Annotated in this window: 14 protein-coding genes and 1 tRNA gene; 7 read left to right on the top strand and 8 right to left on the bottom strand. The window is 55.9% G+C overall.

Going from position 1 to position 17,317, the window contains the following annotated elements; genetic code table 11:
* Positions 1 to 260: 260 nt before the first annotated feature.
* From kdpF to HGO37_RS10945, 6 genes are read left to right on the top strand one after another with little or no spacing between them, the layout of a single operon-like run.
* Positions 261 to 347, top strand: a complete 87-nt coding sequence (kdpF, locus tag HGO37_RS26500) for a K(+)-transporting ATPase subunit F (protein ID WP_352230564.1) — start codon at positions 261 to 263, stop codon at positions 345 to 347.
* 17 nt (positions 348 to 364) lie between these two features.
* Positions 365 to 2,074: a potassium-transporting ATPase subunit KdpA gene (kdpA, locus tag HGO37_RS10965; RefSeq protein ID WP_250983355.1), complete on the top strand. Its 1,710-nt coding sequence runs from the start codon at positions 365 to 367 to the stop codon at positions 2,072 to 2,074.
* 11 nt (positions 2,075 to 2,085) lie between these two features.
* A complete protein-coding gene (gene kdpB, locus HGO37_RS10960) occupies positions 2,086 to 4,122 on the top strand; it encodes a potassium-transporting ATPase subunit KdpB (RefSeq protein WP_250983354.1) in 2,037 nt (678 codons plus the stop codon).
* 2 nt (positions 4,123 to 4,124) lie between these two features.
* Positions 4,125 to 4,694, top strand: a complete 570-nt coding sequence (gene kdpC / locus HGO37_RS10955) for a potassium-transporting ATPase subunit KdpC (protein ID WP_250983353.1) — start codon at positions 4,125 to 4,127, stop codon at positions 4,692 to 4,694.
* Between the two features lie 8 nt (positions 4,695 to 4,702).
* The gene (locus HGO37_RS10950; protein ID WP_250983352.1) at positions 4,703 to 7,387 is read left to right on the top strand and encodes an ATP-binding protein; all 2,685 of its coding nucleotides are present in this window, start codon (positions 4,703 to 4,705) and stop codon (positions 7,385 to 7,387) included.
* Between the two features lie 11 nt (positions 7,388 to 7,398).
* Positions 7,399 to 8,094, top strand: coding sequence for a response regulator (locus HGO37_RS10945; RefSeq protein ID WP_250983351.1), 696 nt, complete (start codon positions 7,399 to 7,401; stop codon positions 8,092 to 8,094).
* A 117-nt stretch (positions 8,095 to 8,211) separates the two neighbouring features.
* Here HGO37_RS10945 and HGO37_RS10940 read toward each other — a convergent pair whose 3' ends face one another.
* From HGO37_RS10940 to HGO37_RS26495, 3 genes are all read right to left on the bottom strand, one after another.
* Positions 8,212 to 8,697 carry a GlcG/HbpS family heme-binding protein gene (locus tag HGO37_RS10940; RefSeq protein WP_250983350.1) on the bottom strand — a complete coding sequence of 162 codons (486 nt, stop codon included), beginning with the start codon at positions 8,695 to 8,697 and terminating at the stop codon, positions 8,212 to 8,214.
* Positions 8,698 to 8,809: 112 nt separating this feature from the next.
* A complete protein-coding gene (locus HGO37_RS10935) occupies positions 8,810 to 9,406 on the bottom strand; it encodes a response regulator transcription factor (protein WP_250983349.1) in 597 nt (198 codons plus the stop codon).
* Entirely contained in the window at positions 9,403 to 11,001 is a 1,599-nt protein-coding gene (locus HGO37_RS26495; protein ID WP_250983348.1) for a sensor histidine kinase, read from the bottom strand. The genes HGO37_RS10935 and HGO37_RS26495 overlap by 4 nt, the downstream gene beginning before the upstream one ends.
* Positions 11,002 to 11,204: 203 nt before the next feature.
* Here HGO37_RS26495 and HGO37_RS10925 point away from each other — a divergent pair, with 203 nt between their 5' ends.
* On the top strand, positions 11,205 to 11,861 hold the full coding sequence (locus tag HGO37_RS10925) for an ankyrin repeat domain-containing protein (protein ID WP_502941408.1): 657 nt from the start codon (positions 11,205 to 11,207) through the stop codon (positions 11,859 to 11,861).
* A gap of 76 nt (positions 11,862 to 11,937) precedes the next feature.
* Here the strand turns inward: HGO37_RS10925 and prfH are convergent, their stop codons facing one another.
* The 5 genes from prfH to HGO37_RS10900 all read right to left on the bottom strand — a co-directional run bounded on the left by prfH (position 11,938) and on the right by HGO37_RS10900 (position 17,292).
* Positions 11,938 to 12,549, bottom strand: a complete 612-nt coding sequence (gene prfH / locus HGO37_RS10920) for a peptide chain release factor H (RefSeq protein WP_250983347.1) — start codon at positions 12,547 to 12,549, stop codon at positions 11,938 to 11,940.
* Positions 12,536 to 13,774, bottom strand: a complete 1,239-nt coding sequence (locus HGO37_RS10915; protein ID WP_250983346.1) for an RNA ligase RtcB family protein — start codon at positions 13,772 to 13,774, stop codon at positions 12,536 to 12,538. Before HGO37_RS10915 ends, prfH begins: the two co-directional genes overlap by 14 nt.
* A gap of 430 nt (positions 13,775 to 14,204) precedes the next feature.
* Positions 14,205 to 15,395 (bottom strand): formaldehyde dehydrogenase, glutathione-independent, encoded by a 1,191-nt coding sequence (gene fdhA, locus HGO37_RS10910; protein WP_250983345.1) that lies wholly within the window; start codon positions 15,393 to 15,395, stop codon positions 14,205 to 14,207.
* Between the two features lie 382 nt (positions 15,396 to 15,777).
* Positions 15,778 to 15,867: transfer RNA gene (locus HGO37_RS10905), tRNA-Ser, on the bottom strand.
* A gap of 255 nt (positions 15,868 to 16,122) precedes the next feature.
* On the bottom strand, positions 16,123 to 17,292 hold the full coding sequence (locus HGO37_RS10900) for an amidohydrolase (protein WP_250983344.1): 1,170 nt from the start codon (positions 17,290 to 17,292) through the stop codon (positions 16,123 to 16,125).
* Positions 17,293 to 17,317: the final 25 nt, after the last annotated feature.

Below are 17,317 nucleotides of genomic sequence, written 5' to 3'. Positions count from 1 at the left end.
TCATTACAAAAGCTTATAGATTTTACCACCCAGACAAAGATTTAATTGAGCCATAAGAGAGGTCTTTCGTCTTTATCTTTTCCTTATGTCGTGGCGACAAATTCCCAATCGAAACCTGACCTGATGCGGCTCTACCCTTTAGCCATATCAACAGGAGAACCTGACATGTCCGACCTCATCTTTGTGGGAGTGGGCTTTGGCACCCTACTGGCTCTGGCGCTTTATGCCCGCGCCCTCGACAGGCTTTGAAGGGGCACACCATGATTGAAGCACTTTTCGGCCTTCTCGTCGCTCTCGCCCTCGGCGTTTATCTCGTGGTCACGCTTTTGCGACCCGAACGCTTCTGATTCTACAGGAGATTCTCATGACTATTATCGGGTGGCTGCAAATCAGCCTCCTTTTCCTCGCCGTGCTTATCACCATCAAACCCCTTGGCCTGTACATGGCGCGGGTCTTTTCAGGTGAGCGCACCGTTCTGTCATCGATATTCGGCCCGCTGGAACGCGGTCTCTACACCACCGCCGGGGTTAACCCCAGCAGGGAACAGGGATGGCTTGGCTATACGCTGTCCATGCTTGTGTTCTCGATCGCAGGTTTTGTGGTGCTTTATGCAATCTTGAGAGGCCAGGCCTATCTGCCGTTCAACAGCCAGGGTTTTGCCGGCATGGCCCCTGATCTTGCGTTTAACACCGCCGTTTCCTTTGTCACCAATACCAACTGGCAGAACTATGCTGGTGAAACCACGCTCAGCCATTTCAGCCAGATGGCCGGTTTGACGGTACAGAACTTTCTTTCCGCCGCCACCGGCATGGCGCTTGCCATGGCGCTGACACGTGCCTTCATCCGGTCCAAGGTATCGACACTTGGTAACTTCTGGGTCGATATGACCCGGGCCACTCTCTACATATTGTTGCCTATCGCCGTGCTGGTTGCGATTGCTTTTGTCGCCATGGGTCTGCCGCAGACGCTTCAGGCCGCTGTCAACGCCACGACGCTCGAAGGTACCCAACAGGTTATCTCGCTGGGTCCGGTCGCATCGCAGGAAGCGATCAAGCAACTTGGCACCAATGGCGGCGGATTCTTTAACGCCAATGCCGCCCATCCCTTTGAAAACCCAACCACCTACGCCAACTACCTGAACATGTTTGCGATGCTGTCGATTTCGGCAGCACTGATTTACACCTTCGGGCAGATGGTTGGTAACCGCCGTCAAGGCTGGGCGCTGATATCAGCCATGGCGGTGCTGCTGATTGCAGGGGTTACCGTCACCTATTGGGCGGAAGCGCAGGGTAACCCGATCCTGACGGCCCTTGGTGTCGACCCTTCTCTCGGTAATATGGAAGGCAAGGAAGTCCGTTTCGGACAGGCCATGACGGCGCTTTATGCTGCCGTGACAACCGGCCTGTCGGATGGTGGCGTCAATGGCATGCACGGGTCGTTCACCGGACTTGGCGGATTGGTGCCAATGTTCCTGATCCAGCTTGGTGAAGTGCTGCCTGGCGGTGTTGGCTCCGGTCTTTACGGAATGCTGGTTTTTGCCATTCTCTCGGTTTTTGTGGCCGGCCTGATGGTGGGTCGTACACCGGAGTTTCTGGGCAAGAAAATTGAAAGCCGGGAAATGAAATTTGCCATGCTGGCAGTGCTGATACTGCCACTGGTCATTCTCGGTTTCACCGCCGTGTCCGCCATGTTGCCCTTTGCGGTGGCAAGTGTCGGAACCGCAGGTCCGCACGGACTTTCGGAAATTCTCTACGCCTACACGTCAGCAACCGGAAATAATGGCTCGGCGTTCGGTGGCCTCAGCGGCAATACCGTCTGGTACAATACGACATTGGGGATCGCCATGTTGCTTGGTCGTTTTGCCTATGTCGTGCCGGTCATGGCCATTGCCGGATCGTTGGTCAGCAAAGTCAAAGTGCCAGCATCGTCAGGCACATTTCCGACCAATGGCCCGCTGTTTGTGTGCCTGCTGGTCGGCATCATCCTCATTCTCGGTGGTCTGCAGTTTTTCCCTGCGCTCGCACTCGGCCCTGTTGTCGAGCACCTTGCGATGCTTGCCAACCAGAGCTTCTAAAGGAATACATCATGTCAAAGGACCATAAAGCTCCTGGACTTTTCGACCCTGCCATTGTGCTGCCAGCGATGCGCGACGCTTTTATCAAGCTCGACCCACGTCAGTTGGTGCGCAATCCGGTGATCTTTGTAACCGAGGTGGTTGCGCTGGTGGTGACCCTGCTGTTCCTGCGTGACGTTGGCTACAACCCCTCCCAGGCAACTTTCTCCGGCCAGATCGCCGCATGGCTGTGGTTTACGGTACTGTTTGCCACCTTTGCGGAATCGGTTGCTGAAGGCCGAGGCCGGGCCCAGGCCGACAGTCTCAAAAAGACCAAATCCGAACTGGTTGCCCGCAGATTGTTGTCGTCAGGCAAAACGGAAACCGTGCCTGCCACGAACCTCAAAGTTGGTGATATCGTCGTCGTTTCTGCCGGGGAGCTTATTCCCGGCGACGGCGATGTGATTGAAGGTGTGGCTTCTGTCAATGAAAGTGCAATAACGGGTGAATCTGCGCCGGTCATCCGTGAGTCCGGTGGTGATCGCTCTGCTGTCACCGGTGGTACACAGGTACTGTCGGATGAAATCCGCATCCGGATTGGCGTTGCTCCCGGCTCCAGTTTTGTCGATCGCATGATTGCGTTGATCGAAGGCGCCAAACGCCAGAAAACACCAAACGAGATTGCGCTTTCGATTCTACTTTCGGGTCTGACGCTGATCTTCCTGTTCGTGTGTGTCGCCATCTGGGGCCTGGCGGGTTACTCTGGCACAGTGCTGTCGGTTACCGTACTTGCCGCACTGCTTGTGACGCTGATCCCAACCACCATTGGCGGCCTTCTGTCGGCTATTGGCATTGCCGGCATGGACCGCCTGGTGCGCTTCAATGTCATTGCCACCTCCGGCCGTGCGGTGGAAGCTGCAGGAGATGTCGACACGCTGCTGTTGGACAAGACCGGCACCATCACCTTCGGCAACCGTATGGCCAGCGATTTTCTTGCCGCTCCCGGTGTCAGCCAGACCGAGCTGGCAGAGGCTGCGCTTATGGCCAGCCTTTCTGATGAAACACCGGAAGGCCGCTCCATCGTGGCCCTTGCGAAAGGTGAATTTGGTATTGCCACGCCAACCAGCACATTTGACAATATCATCCACTTCTCTGCGGAAACGCGCCTGTCCGGTGTCGATATCGGCCAGCGCCGGTTGCGCAAGGGAGCTGTTGATTCCGTCCTCAAATTTGCAGGCGTGAGCGAGGACGCAGCCCCCGCAGCATTTCGCCAGTCCGTGGATGCCATTGCGCGCAGCGGTGGAACGCCACTGGCCGTGACAGACGGGCAGCGTTTGCTTGGTGCCATCCACCTCAAGGATGTCGTCAAACCCGGGATCAAAGAACGGTTTGCCGCCTTGCGTGCCATGGGCATCCGCACCGTGATGGTCACTGGCGACAACCCTGTGACTGCGGCGGCCATTGCCTCCGAGGCCGGTGTCGATGACTATCTTGCGCAAGCAACGCCGGAAGATAAACTTTCCTATATCCGCCGCGAGCAGGAAGGTGGTCGTCTGATCGCCATGTGTGGCGACGGTACCAATGATGCGCCAGCACTGGCGCAGGCCGATGTCGGCGTGGCCATGCAGACCGGCACCCAGGCGGCGCGTGAGGCAGCCAACATGGTTGACCTCGATTCCAGCCCGACCAAGCTGATAGAAATCGTTGAAATCGGCAAACAGCTGCTGATGACCCGCGGCTCCCTGACCACCTTTTCCATTGCCAATGACGTGGCGAAATATTTCGCGATTATCCCGGCCTTGTTTGTCGTGACATATCCGTCACTGGGTGCATTGAACATCATGCAGCTGGCGTCGCCGCAGTCCGCCATTCTGTCGGCGGTGATCTTCAACGCGCTGATCATCATTGCGCTTATTCCGCTTGCGCTGCGGGGCATCAGCTATCGTCCGGCAAGTGCCGCCCTGCTGCTGCGCCGCAATCTGCTGATCTACGGCTTTGGCGGTCTTCTCCTGCCCTTTGCCGGCATCAAGATCATCGATCTCACCATTACAGCTCTCCATCTGGTGTAACCATGTTGAACCATATTCGCCCTGCCCTGACATTGCTGTTTGCCTTGACGGCACTTACCGGTCTTGCCTACCCGCTTGCCATTACCGGCATTGCGCAAGCCATTTTCCCTGGTGAGGCCAATGGCAGTCTTATCGAACACAACGGAACGATTGTCGGCTCAAAGCTGATCGGCCAGAATTTTTCCTCTGACAAATATTTCTGGCCACGTCCTTCTGCGACTGGACCGGATGCCTATAATGCGGCAGCTTCTTCCGGCTCCAATCTCGGCACCACGTCCATCAAACTGCGCGACCGCGTTGCTGCAGATGTTGAAAACCTCAAAACTGCCGACATAGGCATGCCAGTACCGGCAGATGCTGTCACGACCTCCGGGTCGGGCCTCGACCCCCACATCTCGGTGGACTATGCCCGCGCACAGATCGAGCGTGTTGCCAAGGCACGTGGTTTACCGCCACAAACCGTGGCGGATCTCGTCACCACACATCTGAAAGGTCGTGATCTTGGTTTCATCGGCGAACCGCGTGTAACTGTGCTAGACATCAATATGGCGCTCGATTCCCTGAAACCGTGAGGCACCGCATGGCGGATACTGACCGCAACCCTGTGCGCAGACCAGATCCGGATGCCTTGCTTGCCCTTGCGCAGAAAGAACGCAGGGGCAAGCTGACCGTTTTTCTGGGTGCTGCACCCGGCGTCGGCAAGACCTACGCCATGTTGTCGCGAGCACGGCGGCTGAAGGCCGACGGTTGTGATATCATGGTTGGGCTGGTGGAAACCCATGGCCGGAGTGAAACAGCCGCCCTGATCGATGGGCTCGAGATCCTGCCGCGTATCCGGGTTGCTCATCGTGGCCGCATGCTGGAAGAGTTTGACTTGGACGCAGCCCTTTCGCGTCGGCCACGCATTGTTATTGTCGATGAGCTGGCCCACTCCAACCCGGATGGCAGTCGGCACCCCAAGCGCTACCAGGATATTGAAGAGCTGATTGCTGTGGGCATTGATGTCTGGACGGCAATGAACATCCAGCATCTGGAAAGCCTTGCCGATCTGGTGGCGCAGATTACCGGCGTGACCGTGCGTGAGCGTGTGCCCGACACCGTGTTGAAACGGGCCGACGATGTTCTGTTGGTCGACTTGCCACCAACAGAACTGATCGAGCGTTTGAAAGAGGGTAAGGTTTATCTGCCCGATAGCGCCAGCCGGGCGGTGGATCGCTTTTTCCGCTTAGGAAACCTGACGGCATTGCGTGAACTGGCGCTGCGCCGAACCGCCGACCGCGTTGACGACCAGATGGTTGATTATCTCAGGCAAAATGCCATTGAGGGACCTTGGGCCACCGGCGAAAGGTTGATTGTCTGCATCGGCCCCGATGATCTCTCGGAAAAGGTCATTCGTGTCGCCAGCCGTCTGGCATCCGGTCTCAATGCGCCATGGATCGTCGTGTCTGTCGAACGCGCCGACCGGGAGGTCAGCAATGCCGAACATTTCCAGCGCATGGAGGCACTGTTCAGACTGGCTGAACAGCTGGGCGCTGAAACACAACACATTATCGGTAGCGACTTTGTGGAAGAAATCCTCAAATGCGCTCGTAGGGAACATGCAACGCAAATCGTCATCGGCACCGGGCAACTTCGCGGTTGGGTCAAATTTGGGGCGCTGTCACTACATGAAGCATTGTCACGGCGGGCGGCGGGGCTTGGCATCCATCTGGTCACACCTGAACGCAGCGAAAAACGCGATCGGAAATTGCGTTTCCGTTTGCCGAACCTGGTGGCGCTGCGGCAATCAGCACTGTTTGCCATTGGCTTTACGCTGATAGCGACGGCAAGCGCGCTGATTATTGACCGTTTTATCGACCTGCCCAACATCTCCTTGTTATTTCTGCTCGCGGTGCTTGGCGCGTCGGTGACGGGCGGCTACATGGCGGCATTTCTCGCCGCGCTGATGTGCACGCTGGCTTACAATTTTTTCTTCATCGACCCGTTCCGGACCTTCACCATTTCCACACCGCATGAAGTGTTTGCGCTGTTCATATTCCTGGCAGTGGCGATGATTGCCGGTGGTTTTGCCTCCCGTATCAAGGAGCAGGCCTCCGTCGCGCGTGTGCGGGCCACGGCCTTGCAGTCGCTCTACGATTTTTCACGCAAACTTTCGACGACCGCCAAGGCCGATGACGCCATCTGGCTGGCGGTGTCGCAGTTGCAGGCCAGCCTCAAGCGCAATGTCGTTTTGTTGCTGCCCGACAACAGCGACGTCAAGGTTGCTGCTGCATGGCCCCCGGACACGGAACTGGACATCACCGATCTGACCGCAGCCCGCTGGAGCCACGACAAACAGGAAACCGCAGGCCACGGCACCGGCACGCTGCCCAACAGTCGTTTCGAGTTCCGTCCCTTGCGAGGACCACATGGCGTGGTTGGCGTGTGCGGTGTCGAGCAAATTAGTGAGCGTCTCCATATCAATGAAGAACGTGCGCTCTCGGCCATTCTCGACCAGACAGCAATCGCCCTGGATCGCGCCCGGCTTGCAGAAGAAAGCGTGACGCAGGCGGCCAAGCTGGAGGGTGAGAAATACCGTGAAGCGCTGTTGTCTTCGATATCGCATGACCTGAAAACGCCGCTTGCCACCATCACCGGTGCGGTGACCAGCCTGAGGGAACTGGGCGACAAAATGCCGCCGGAAAGTCGCGACGATCTTCTGCAATCCATTGATGAGGAAGGCAGCAGAATGAGCCGTTTTGTGGCCAACCTTCTCGACATGACCCGTATTGAGGCCGGGAATCTCAAACCGCGTCATGACTGGATTGATGTTTCCGACGTGGTGCATGCCTCCGCCGAACGTATCCGCAAATATTTCCCCGATCGCGTGGTCGAAACCGGCATTGCCGCAGACCTTCCTCTGATCGAAGGCGACAGCGTTTTGCTGGGGCAGGTTCTATTCAACCTTTTGGACAATGCGGTAAAATATGGCGGCAAGGAACCGGTCTACATCTATGCCCGGCGTGATGGAGACGACGTTCTGGTGTCGGTAACTGACCATGGCAAGGGAATTCCACCAGAGGATCTGGACCGGGTGTTTGAGAAATTCTACCGTCGTGGAAAACCGGACGGACGCGCCGCTGGTACTGGTTTGGGGCTATCCATTGCGCGCGGTTTCGTGGAAGCTATGGGCGGCCATATCCATGCCGAAAGCCCAGCCGTGAAGAAAAAAGGAACACGCATTGTCATGCGTTTTCCTGCGTCCAAACACAAGAAAGTCTACTGACCGAGATGACCGTGACGATTGCCAATATCCTTGTTGTCGACGACGAACCGCAGATACAGCGTTTCCTGAAACCGGCACTGATGGCGGCAGGCTACAGTGTCATTGAAGCCGGGACCGGAGCGGACGCCCTAAAGGCGGCGGCAACGGCCGCCCCTGACCTGATCATTCTCGATCTTGGATTGCCAGATATGGATGGCAAAGAAGTGATTGCCAGTCTGCGTGGCTGGTCGGATATTCCGATCATCATTCTTTCTGCCCGCGACCGCGAAAATGAAAAGATTGCGGCACTTGATCTCGGCGCAGACGACTATGTTGAAAAACCCTTTGGTATCGGTGAATTGACGGCCCGTATACGCAATGCACTGCGCCACCGCGGCCAGAAGGCCGACGCCATGCCTTCGGTTTTCGAGGCGGATGGTCTGGTGCTGGATGTGGTGAAACGGACCGTGTCACGCGGTGATCAGCCCATAAGGCTGACGCCAAAGGAATACGACCTGCTGACCCTGCTCGCCCGCCATGCCGGGCGGGTTGTGACCCACAAGACTCTGCTGACCTCCGTCTGGGGACCGGCCCATAGGGACGACCTGCATTACCTGCGGGTGTTCATTGGCCAACTGCGCCAAAAAATTGAACAGAACCCGGTCAATCCGGCGATTATCAGGACCGAACCCGGTGTGGGTTATCGGTTGGTTGCAGATCAGGAATAATTCCTGGCCGCGACTTGGGAGTGACAGATTGCCAACGACATCTGGCGCTTCAAACCCAAGTTCGAAGCGCCATGCGAGCGCCGCCGGGGACGAGGCAGCGCTGCTGTTCAGACCTGATTACTTCAGCTGAGCCTGGACCTTGCTGATGGCGGCAACGGCGCAGGCTTCATCGAACTGGCCGCCTGGAGCACCACTAACACCAATTGCGCCAATGGTTGCGTTGCCAACCTTGATCGGCATGCCGCCGGCCAGAACCAGAAAACCGTCAATCGATGCAAGTTCAGCAGCGGTTGGGTTCTTGGCAATGTTTTCTGCCATTGCGCTGGTTGGCATGCGGGATGACGACGAAGTGTAGGCCTTGTGGCGCGCCGCTTCCGGGGTGTGGGAACCAGCATTGTCAGCCCGCAGAAGCGCACGAAGTACACCGGCGCGGTCAACAACAGCAGCAGAAACATTGTAACCCTCAGCCGAGCAGGCTGCGACAGCTTCGCGTGCAATGGTGCTGGCCAGTTCCATCGAGATATTCTTTTCTTCGAGAACTTGGGCGGAAGCAACCGAGGTCAATACGGCGGCAGCGGTAGCGGCGAGAAGAATGCGCTTCATAGTCGGGTCTCCTTAAAACCATGTCTCGAAAGCTGCTTGCTTTCTGACGCCGGTTTTAACGGCAGCCCGGGTTTGATTGAATCCGCGGTTCCACAGGTGCAACTAGGTAATTCTACCGAGAGGCCGCGGCAACAGTCAGTCGCACGAACTCCGCCACCGAACTGGTTCCGAGTTTTTCAGCAATATTGGCCCGGTGTGCATCTATGGTGCGAGCGGAAATATCAAGGGCGCTGGCGATATCTTTGCTGGCAAAACCCTGACAGACAAGATCAAGCACCTCTCGCTCCCGGCTGGTCAGACTGGCCAGAAGACCTATGGCTTCCTGTCTTTCCAGCGTTGCCTGCAAAAGACCTTGTGCCGACTGGATCGCATCGAGCAACACATCCTCATCGATCGGCTTGCTCAGGAAGTCGCTGACACCGGCCTTGAACGCACGGCGGCAGGCGTTCACATCACCATGACCTGTTATCATGACAATTGGCCAGTCGATGTTCCGTTCAGTCAATTTCTGCTGCACCTGTAAGCCGCTGATCAATGGCATGCGCAGATCAAGCAGCAATATGCCGGGCCGCCTTGTTTCTACATGCGCCAGAAAGGTGGTAGGGTCGGCAAAGGTCTCCACCTGCATGGCGTAGGTTGAAAGCAGCAATGACAGCGCGTTGCGCACAGCTTCGTCGTCATCCACCAGATAGATGCGTGTTGCAGTCAAGCGCCTGTCTCCCGTGTTTGAACTGGCAGCCAGACAGTGAAACAGGCTCCGCCGGTGGCATTATTTTGCGCTTCGATCTGTCCACCGACACGTTCAACCAATGTCGAACACAACGCCAGACCCAACCCCATACCATCTTTTTTGGTGGTAAAAAACGGCTCGAAAAGATGCGGCAACACCTTCTCGTCAATGCCGGGGCCATTATCGCGGATGTCTATTCTCACCCAATCACCGTCACGCATCGTTTCAATCGTGATCTGGGACCCAGCGTCATTCAGTTGTTCAATGCTGTCGGCAGCGTTACGGATGAGGTTGTTAAAGACCTGCTCAAGTTCGACCGGATCGGCCATCAGCAGCGGTAAATCGGCACCGAGTTCCCATTGCAGCGAGATATGGCGTTTGTCGAGCTCGGCGCGCATCAGCTCAACCGTATCGGCGACAACCCGGTTGACCTCGACCGCGACCGGTCTCGGTGGCCGATTGCTGATATAGTCCCGCATACGCTTGAGCATATCGCCGGCCCGTCTTGCCTCACGCACATTGGACGCCAATGCCGTCTTCAAGAGGGTATTGTCGATACCCGTTTGCTCCAGCAAACGCTCGGCAGCGCGGCTCTGGCTCATCAATGCGGTCAAGGGTTGTGCGAGCTCATGGGCAATGCCGGATGCCAGTTCGCCAAGCGAATTGACCCTGGCGGCGTGGGCAAGACGCGTTTCACGCGCCAGCAGTGCATTACGCTGTTCTGCCACAAGCGCTGCTGCCTGCAGGCGTTGAGCTTCCCGCCTCTGCCTTATGATGTAGGCAAGCAGTAAAAGGCCGACAAAAGTGACGGCAGCCACGACCGCAAGCGAAACGAAATCGACGAGATCAAACACCGAAATCGGACGTTCCATCGTCAGCAACAGAGGCTGCGACCGGCTGTCGATCATGCGGCTGAACGACGGCATAGACAGCCAATTGAATCTCTGATGTTCGCTGACACGTTCCATGACCACAGTGCCGTTCAGTTGCAGCCGCATGGTTAGCCAGCTCGGTACTTCTTCCAGATCCACCAGCCTTTGCGGAACGATCTGCAGCACAATGGACAATGCGGGATTGGTGTCTCTTACCTTCTTGGTCAGCAGGTAATTGCCACCAAGCGACGGAGACACATAACTTTTCCCCTCACCAGCCTTTTGCGCAAATATCGCGCTGGCAATTGGTGCGTAATCCGCAACCCTGGCATTTTCCGGAACCGACAGTACCTGTCGCACATCCGTGGCAGCAGACGGCTCCTGCCATGCCAGTTTAATTTCCTGAATAGCGGTGATGCGAGGATAAAAGTGAATGATGCTCTCGCTGACCTGTGACAGCGGCTGTATTTGCCCACCGTCACCTGCGAGGATGAGCGATACCAGTGTCGTCAGATGCGCATCATGTTGTGCCACGCGCTGCGAGATCAGACGATGCAGAAGAAACCCCGCATCATTCAGCTCATCAGTGGCCCGTTTGAGGGAGATATTGACGGAAACAGCCCCATAAAGGCCGACGCAAACGAGCCAGACAGCAAGAATGCTGATTATCCAATTCAACCGGGAATACGTGCCTTTAACCACCTCTGCACACCCCCTCATGCGCGACATTGGTGACAGCATAGGGCATAAAGTGAACGGTTCATCAAGTGTCTGCCACCGGCAATCATGCTCACGGCAGATTGATCCGACACGTCAAGCCGAGACATATCTCTGCCTTTTTAAAGGCTGTAAGACGGTGGAGTGAAAACAAGGGAGTGCTTAGATTGTTGAGGACACGGCCGTTCATGCAGAGATCACTGAGGGTCATGATCCGGGCAATCGCTCTCTATAGCGTAATGGTGGGAGCGGCAATGGCGGAGACAAAACCAGATCTGTTGGAACTCGTGCGGCGCGGTGACCATCCTGCCATCGCATCGACAATCAAGGCCGGTTCTGCATTGGAACTACGCGATGTGCGTGGCCAGACGGCGTTACTGATTGCCACCCACGCCAATGATGTCGAGTCGGCGAAAATGTTGATCGAGGCGGGAGCTGACGTCAACGCCAAGGACGCTATTCAGGACAGCCCCTATCTCTACGCCGGTGCGCGTGGGTACCTGGAAATTCTGCGATTAACGCTGTCGCATGGTGCTGATCTGAAAAGCACCAACCGCTATGGTGGAACGGCGCTGATACCAGCCTCGGAACGCGGTCATGTCGAGACAGTGAAAACGCTGATCGACGCAGGTGTTGATATCGACCACGTCAACAACCTCGGATGGACCGCACTGCTTGAGGCGATCATTCTGAGCGATGGCGGCCCAAAACACGTCGAAATTGTCAAACTGCTTGTCGATGCAGGTGCCGATAAAAATATCGCCGACAATGATGGCATAACACCGCTTCAGCATGCGCAAACCCGGGGTTATCAGCAAATCGTCGATATTCTCGAAAGCAAATAATACTGATGATTGGGCCGTGCACAAAACCCGTCATCTTGGCGCACCAGTTACCTACCGATGCGCCAAGATATTGCGGCTACAGCCTGAAGGTTTTTACGGCATTGCCACGCTCGATTGAACGATTGGCAATAAAACGCTCCGATTTTGCCGTGACGGTTTTCCTGTCCTGAAGATGCTGAAGCATGGAAGCCAGTCGTTTCACCGCCAGAGCCTTGTTGCGGTGTTGCGACCGCTCATTTCTGGCAATGACGCGTAATCCCGTCGGAGTGTGGATTGCACGCACGGCACTATCGGTGGTGTTCTGGTGCTGACCGCCTGGACCTCCGGCTCTAAGCGTTTCAAAGCGTAGGTCCTTGGCATCAATTTCGACATCTTCGCCGACATCAAGGTCAATTTTTTGCACCGAAACAAACCAGTTCTGGCGTTTATGGCCCGGCCGAACAGGGCTCTTGAACAGGAACTTCACAGTGCCACAATAGTCCGCAGCCAGTTGTGCAGCCGCCTCTCCTTCAAGGTTCAGCAGAGCAGACTTGGGACCATGTGCGTCAGGCATCGGCCCCATGTTCAATTCACACAGGCAGTTGTTTTCGCGCGCCTGCCTCTGAAGAATATCCAGCAACGCTTTGACAGCGATGCGGCATTCCGTCGGTCCATTTCCTGAAGTAATCAACAGATCAATAGCGGTCATGTTTATGACCTCCCTTTTTGTGGCCTTCCTTGCGACGGTGATCGGGTTTGCCAGTATGTTGGGTAACGCCATCCTCCCCCACTGCCTTTTTGTAGGTAACAAGCGGGCGCATGGCCGCAAGGCTGTCGATCAGCCCCTCGGCCTGCAGGTCCGTTACCACTTGTCCCGCATCCTTGTACGCGGATGAGGCTTCCTCGATGACCAGATCACGATCATCGCAGATCGCCACGCCACCCCAACTGTTGCGCAAGAGGCCGTCCCGTTCCGACCGTGTTTTGCCAACGCGACCGTGCATGGTGGCACGGTCATATTTGCGCCCGGCACCGTGGGAAATGCCGCCTAGGGAAACACCAACCTTGTCGGTTGCCTTCACGACATAGCTCAGTGTCGCCCGCGATCCTGCAATGGGAGCAATCTCTCCCGGCGTTACGGCTGCAGCGCCCTTGTAGTGGACGAAACCATCTGATGTTCTGCGAACCAGATTATGCGGCACATCCGCCACAAGACGAAGATCGGCGTTGAGTAGAGAAGCTGCCTTTTCGGCGATCATGCGTCGATTGAGCGACGCCCAGGTTACGCATTGATCGTGCTTTTCCAGCCATGAAACCGCAGCGTCAGTGACGGCGTCAAGACCATGTACCAGGTCTGGTATGTGTGCATAAATGCTTGAAAACACATCTGCACCCAAACCACGGGAACCGGAATGAACAAGCAGATATGAGCTCTGCTTCTCCAACGCAGCCCCCTCTACGTCGCCGAGCAGACTTTCGACCGCCTGCAGCTCACAAAAGTGATTGCCGCCGCCGATCGTCCCCAAGGCGTGCGAGAAGAGGTCATTTGGCAGGTCGATGTCGCCAAGCCTTTGCGATGCATCGTCAGTCTTGACGCTGTCCATGCGACGCAGCCGGTTTGCCGCCTTGTCGAGCTTAAGCTTGCGGACCGGAAGATCCAGCTCGAACAAAGACATGCCGCAGCCGATGTCGTTACCAACCAGCAGCGGATGCAGCCTTTCAGACAGCAGGGCAACACCGGTTGCACCGTACTTGCCAGGATGAAGATCAGGGAACGCCGCGACGGCTTTGACACCCGGCAAACGCGACATTTTTTCAAGCTGGTCGAGAGCTGCACCCTCAATCCAGCTTTTGCTGGAGAAATAATGATGAATATTAGCCGGCAAACGTGCTGGCTCGTGGGAAGCAAAAGCGTCCCCGGAAAAAGTGCCCATAAATGATAACTCTGGATACGTGTTCGCTATCCGCCGTCGATGACGGCGGTTGGAGCGACCTAAGTCAGCTTATACTGAGTTAGACCGAGGCCCCGATGGGGCGTGAGGAGATATTTTGCATCGATCCGCTCCCTTTCCAGAAATCAAGATGCGGTGCTTATACGCGAGTTTTGCGAGATTGCAACTCTTCGGTGACAAAGGGGCGAGCCGGAGTCTATCAATACGACGCCCCCGCGATATTTAGAGCCATGTGCAGATGCCCAATAGAATGCAACGCATTTCTCCTTCATGGCCGTGGGAACACCTAAAGCACTGATATGATGATCCATTCTCCATCGCGTTAGATGATGGCATAGCTGAACTGCTGTCCTAGTCCGACCTCGTTACTGAGGCGGACAAGGACAGCTAGCCGCAAGGTTGCTTGAGAAGATCAGGCGGCCTTCGTTAGGTCACCATGTGGGTCCAGCACATATTTTACTGCAGCGCCCTGATCAAAGTTTTCGTAGCCCTGCGCGGCGTCATCAAGCGAAATGATCTTTGCATTGACGATATCCGCAATCGGTAGACGGTCATGGAGGATGGCTTGCATGAGCTGACGATTATATTTCAGCACGGGCGTCTGGCCAGTGTGGAAAGACTGCGCCTTCGCCCAACCAAGGCCCAACCGCAGGGACAAGCTACCCTTTTTGGCAGCATCATCGACCGCACCAGGATCTTCCGTAACATAGAGGCCTGGAATGCCAATGGAGCCTGCCGCGCGGGTGATTTCCATCATCTGGTTCAGAACAATGGCTGGCTGTTCGCCGCCCGAATGTCCGCGGGCTTCGAAACCGACGGCATCAATGGCGCTATCGACCTCATCCGTTCCTGTGACCTGTGCGATCATCTCCCCGAGCCGATCGCTTTTCGACAGATCAATCGGCTCGAAGCCAACCTTGGCAGCATGTGCAAGGCGTTCTTTGTTAAAATCCCCGATCATTACGACCGCTGCACCGAGAATACGCGCTGAAGCCGCTGCCGCGAGACCCACCGGACCGGCGCCTGCTACATAGACGGTCGATCCGACACCAACCCCCGCTTTCACCGCACCGTGAAAACCAGTCGGTAGAATATCGGACAGCATTGTGAGATCGCGGATTTTCGATAGAGCTCTGTCGCGATCGGGAAATTTCAGCAGATTGAAATCGGCATAGGGAACGGTGACGTAACGGGCCTGGCCACCGATCCAGCCGCCCATGTCAACATAGCCATAGGCGCCGCCCGCGCGTGATGGGTTAACGGTCAGGCAGACGCCAGTGTCCTGCGACTTGCAGCAGCGGCAACGGCCGCATGCGACGTTGAACGGCACCGAGACGATATCGCCGATGTTCAGCATCTCGACATCGACACCCTTCTCGATGACCTCACCCGTAATTTCATGGCCAAGGACGAGACCTGGCAAGGCCGTCGTGCGGCCGCGCACCATGTGCTGGTCGGACCCGCAAATATTGGTAGAGATGACCTTCAGAATGACTCCATGCTCGATCCGACGCCCGTCCGGTGCCTCGAGCTTGGGATCGTCAATATCTCTCACCTCGACCTGACCCGGCCGCAAATACACGACACCTCTGTTTCTGCTCATTCCCATTCCTCCTCTGGGTTTAGATTCGAAACTGTTTCTGCTCGGCTGGCAATTCTTTCGACACGTCAGTTCAGCCGGGTTCGAAACCTTTTCCTCCACGAAAAGATTATGCCAGATCGGCAGTACAACTCAGCCCTGCCAGCAGAACATCAACCTCTCTCATCGACTGCCGTGAGAACGACATGGAGAGACGAAATGGCGACGAAGGTCGATTAACGACGGGATCGAACTTATGTATCGGCTGTCGCAACCATGTCGTGCGTCCAAATTGCTGCCGACAGTCGCGTGGCGCTATCTTAAGAAATAGCGCGTGACGATAGATACAGATCAGTTTTGGCTATTATTTGATAATGAGGGAAATGCCTTATATTGAAGGCTGTTATGGCGGAGAGGGTGGGATTCGAACCCACGATACCCTTGCAGGTATGCCGCATTTCGAGTGCGGTGCATTCGACCACTCTGCCACCTCTCCGCGGACACAGGAAGCCATAAAGCTTCAAGTGCGGCGTTCTCATAACGGGCAAAACGGGAGCGTGCAAGGGGTAATGTGCAGTTCGTGACGAGTTTATGTCGAAGCGGTCAAGAAAACTGCGCCCATCCCGCTCATGTTGGTGCAATCACCTCGACATCAGCCATCAGAACATCATCACTCTCTCGTTTCTGTAACCACTGATGAGATGATGGCTGACACCGATTCTGGTCATTTTGTACGTGACCATATCCGTTGTTATCCATTGATATTGCGGATGATCCGCATAAAAATCCGGGCGCCAATATCAATCAACTCATCGGGAAAGTCGTAGTCCGGATTGTGCAGATTTGCGTGGCTCTGCCCAGCCCCCAGAAAAAACATAGCAGACTGTGAAACAGCGCCAAAACGTCCAAAATCTTCTGATCCGCGCATCGGTAGAAAATCCTCGGTATAGGGAATGTTCTCGGCCTTTAGTGCGGTTATGATATGCGCCGTCGCCTCGGGCGAATTTTCGCAATGCAGGAAAATATCATCGTAGGCTATGGAAGATTTCAGACTGTTTTTATTGGCAATATCTGTGACGAGCTCTTCCGCCTGAGCGCACAGGGTATCCATATTGTCATCCGACAATGTGCGCAATGTCGCCCAAAGCTCGGCATCGGCAGGGGAAATGCCAAAGGCGGCTTCACCCATACTGGCATGGGTGACGGTGACCATGCGAAAGTCGGCACCCGGCAAAAATGGCTCGTCGGCCTTTGGCAGCCCTACACCCAGTTTAACCAGCGCAGGCATCAACTCTGACAGTGCCAGCATCGGTGAGATGCCTTGTTCCGGTGACGATGCATGGGCAGTTTTGCCGCTGAGGCTGATCTTGATGCCACGCGAGGCACAGTTGACCACGCCTTCCATGATGCTGACATGGCCAAGCGGCAAGCCGGGAAGATTGTGCAGTGAAACGGAAACGTCAGGCACGATCTCGGCAAAACGCGGATCAGCCAATACAGCGGCGGCACCAGCGCCGGTTTCTTCTGCCGGCTGAAACATCAGGATAACGCGGCCCTTTCGCGGCCTCTGCCGTGAAAGTCCAAGGCCCAGCGACACAAGAATGGTGGAGTGCCCGTCATGGCCACACAAATGGCCCTTGCCATCACTTTGTGAGCTGTAGGCAAGACCGGTCTTTTCAAAGATCGGCAAGGCATCCAGCTCGGAGCGAATGAGCAGTGAGGGACCGGGTTCACGACCTTCGAAGATCACAGCCAGACCATGGCCGCCCAGACCTTCGATGATCCTGTCCGGTTTCATCTGCTCAATGTAAGTGCGGACGCGCTGCGCGGTCTCTTTCTCTTCTCCGGAGATTTCCGGAAACCGGTGCAGCTCCCGGCGAAATGCGGTCAATTCAACAAGGTCGTCATTGCTTAAAAACATCCGAATACCTTAATTTATTGCGGGC

It is taken from the genome of Rhizobium sp. CG4, from assembly GCF_023701965.1.
Classification (GTDB): Bacteria; Pseudomonadota; Alphaproteobacteria; order Rhizobiales; family Rhizobiaceae; genus Agrobacterium.
Note: the sequence above shows the minus strand (reverse complement) of the source record. Positions and strands in the feature narration are given on the sequence as shown.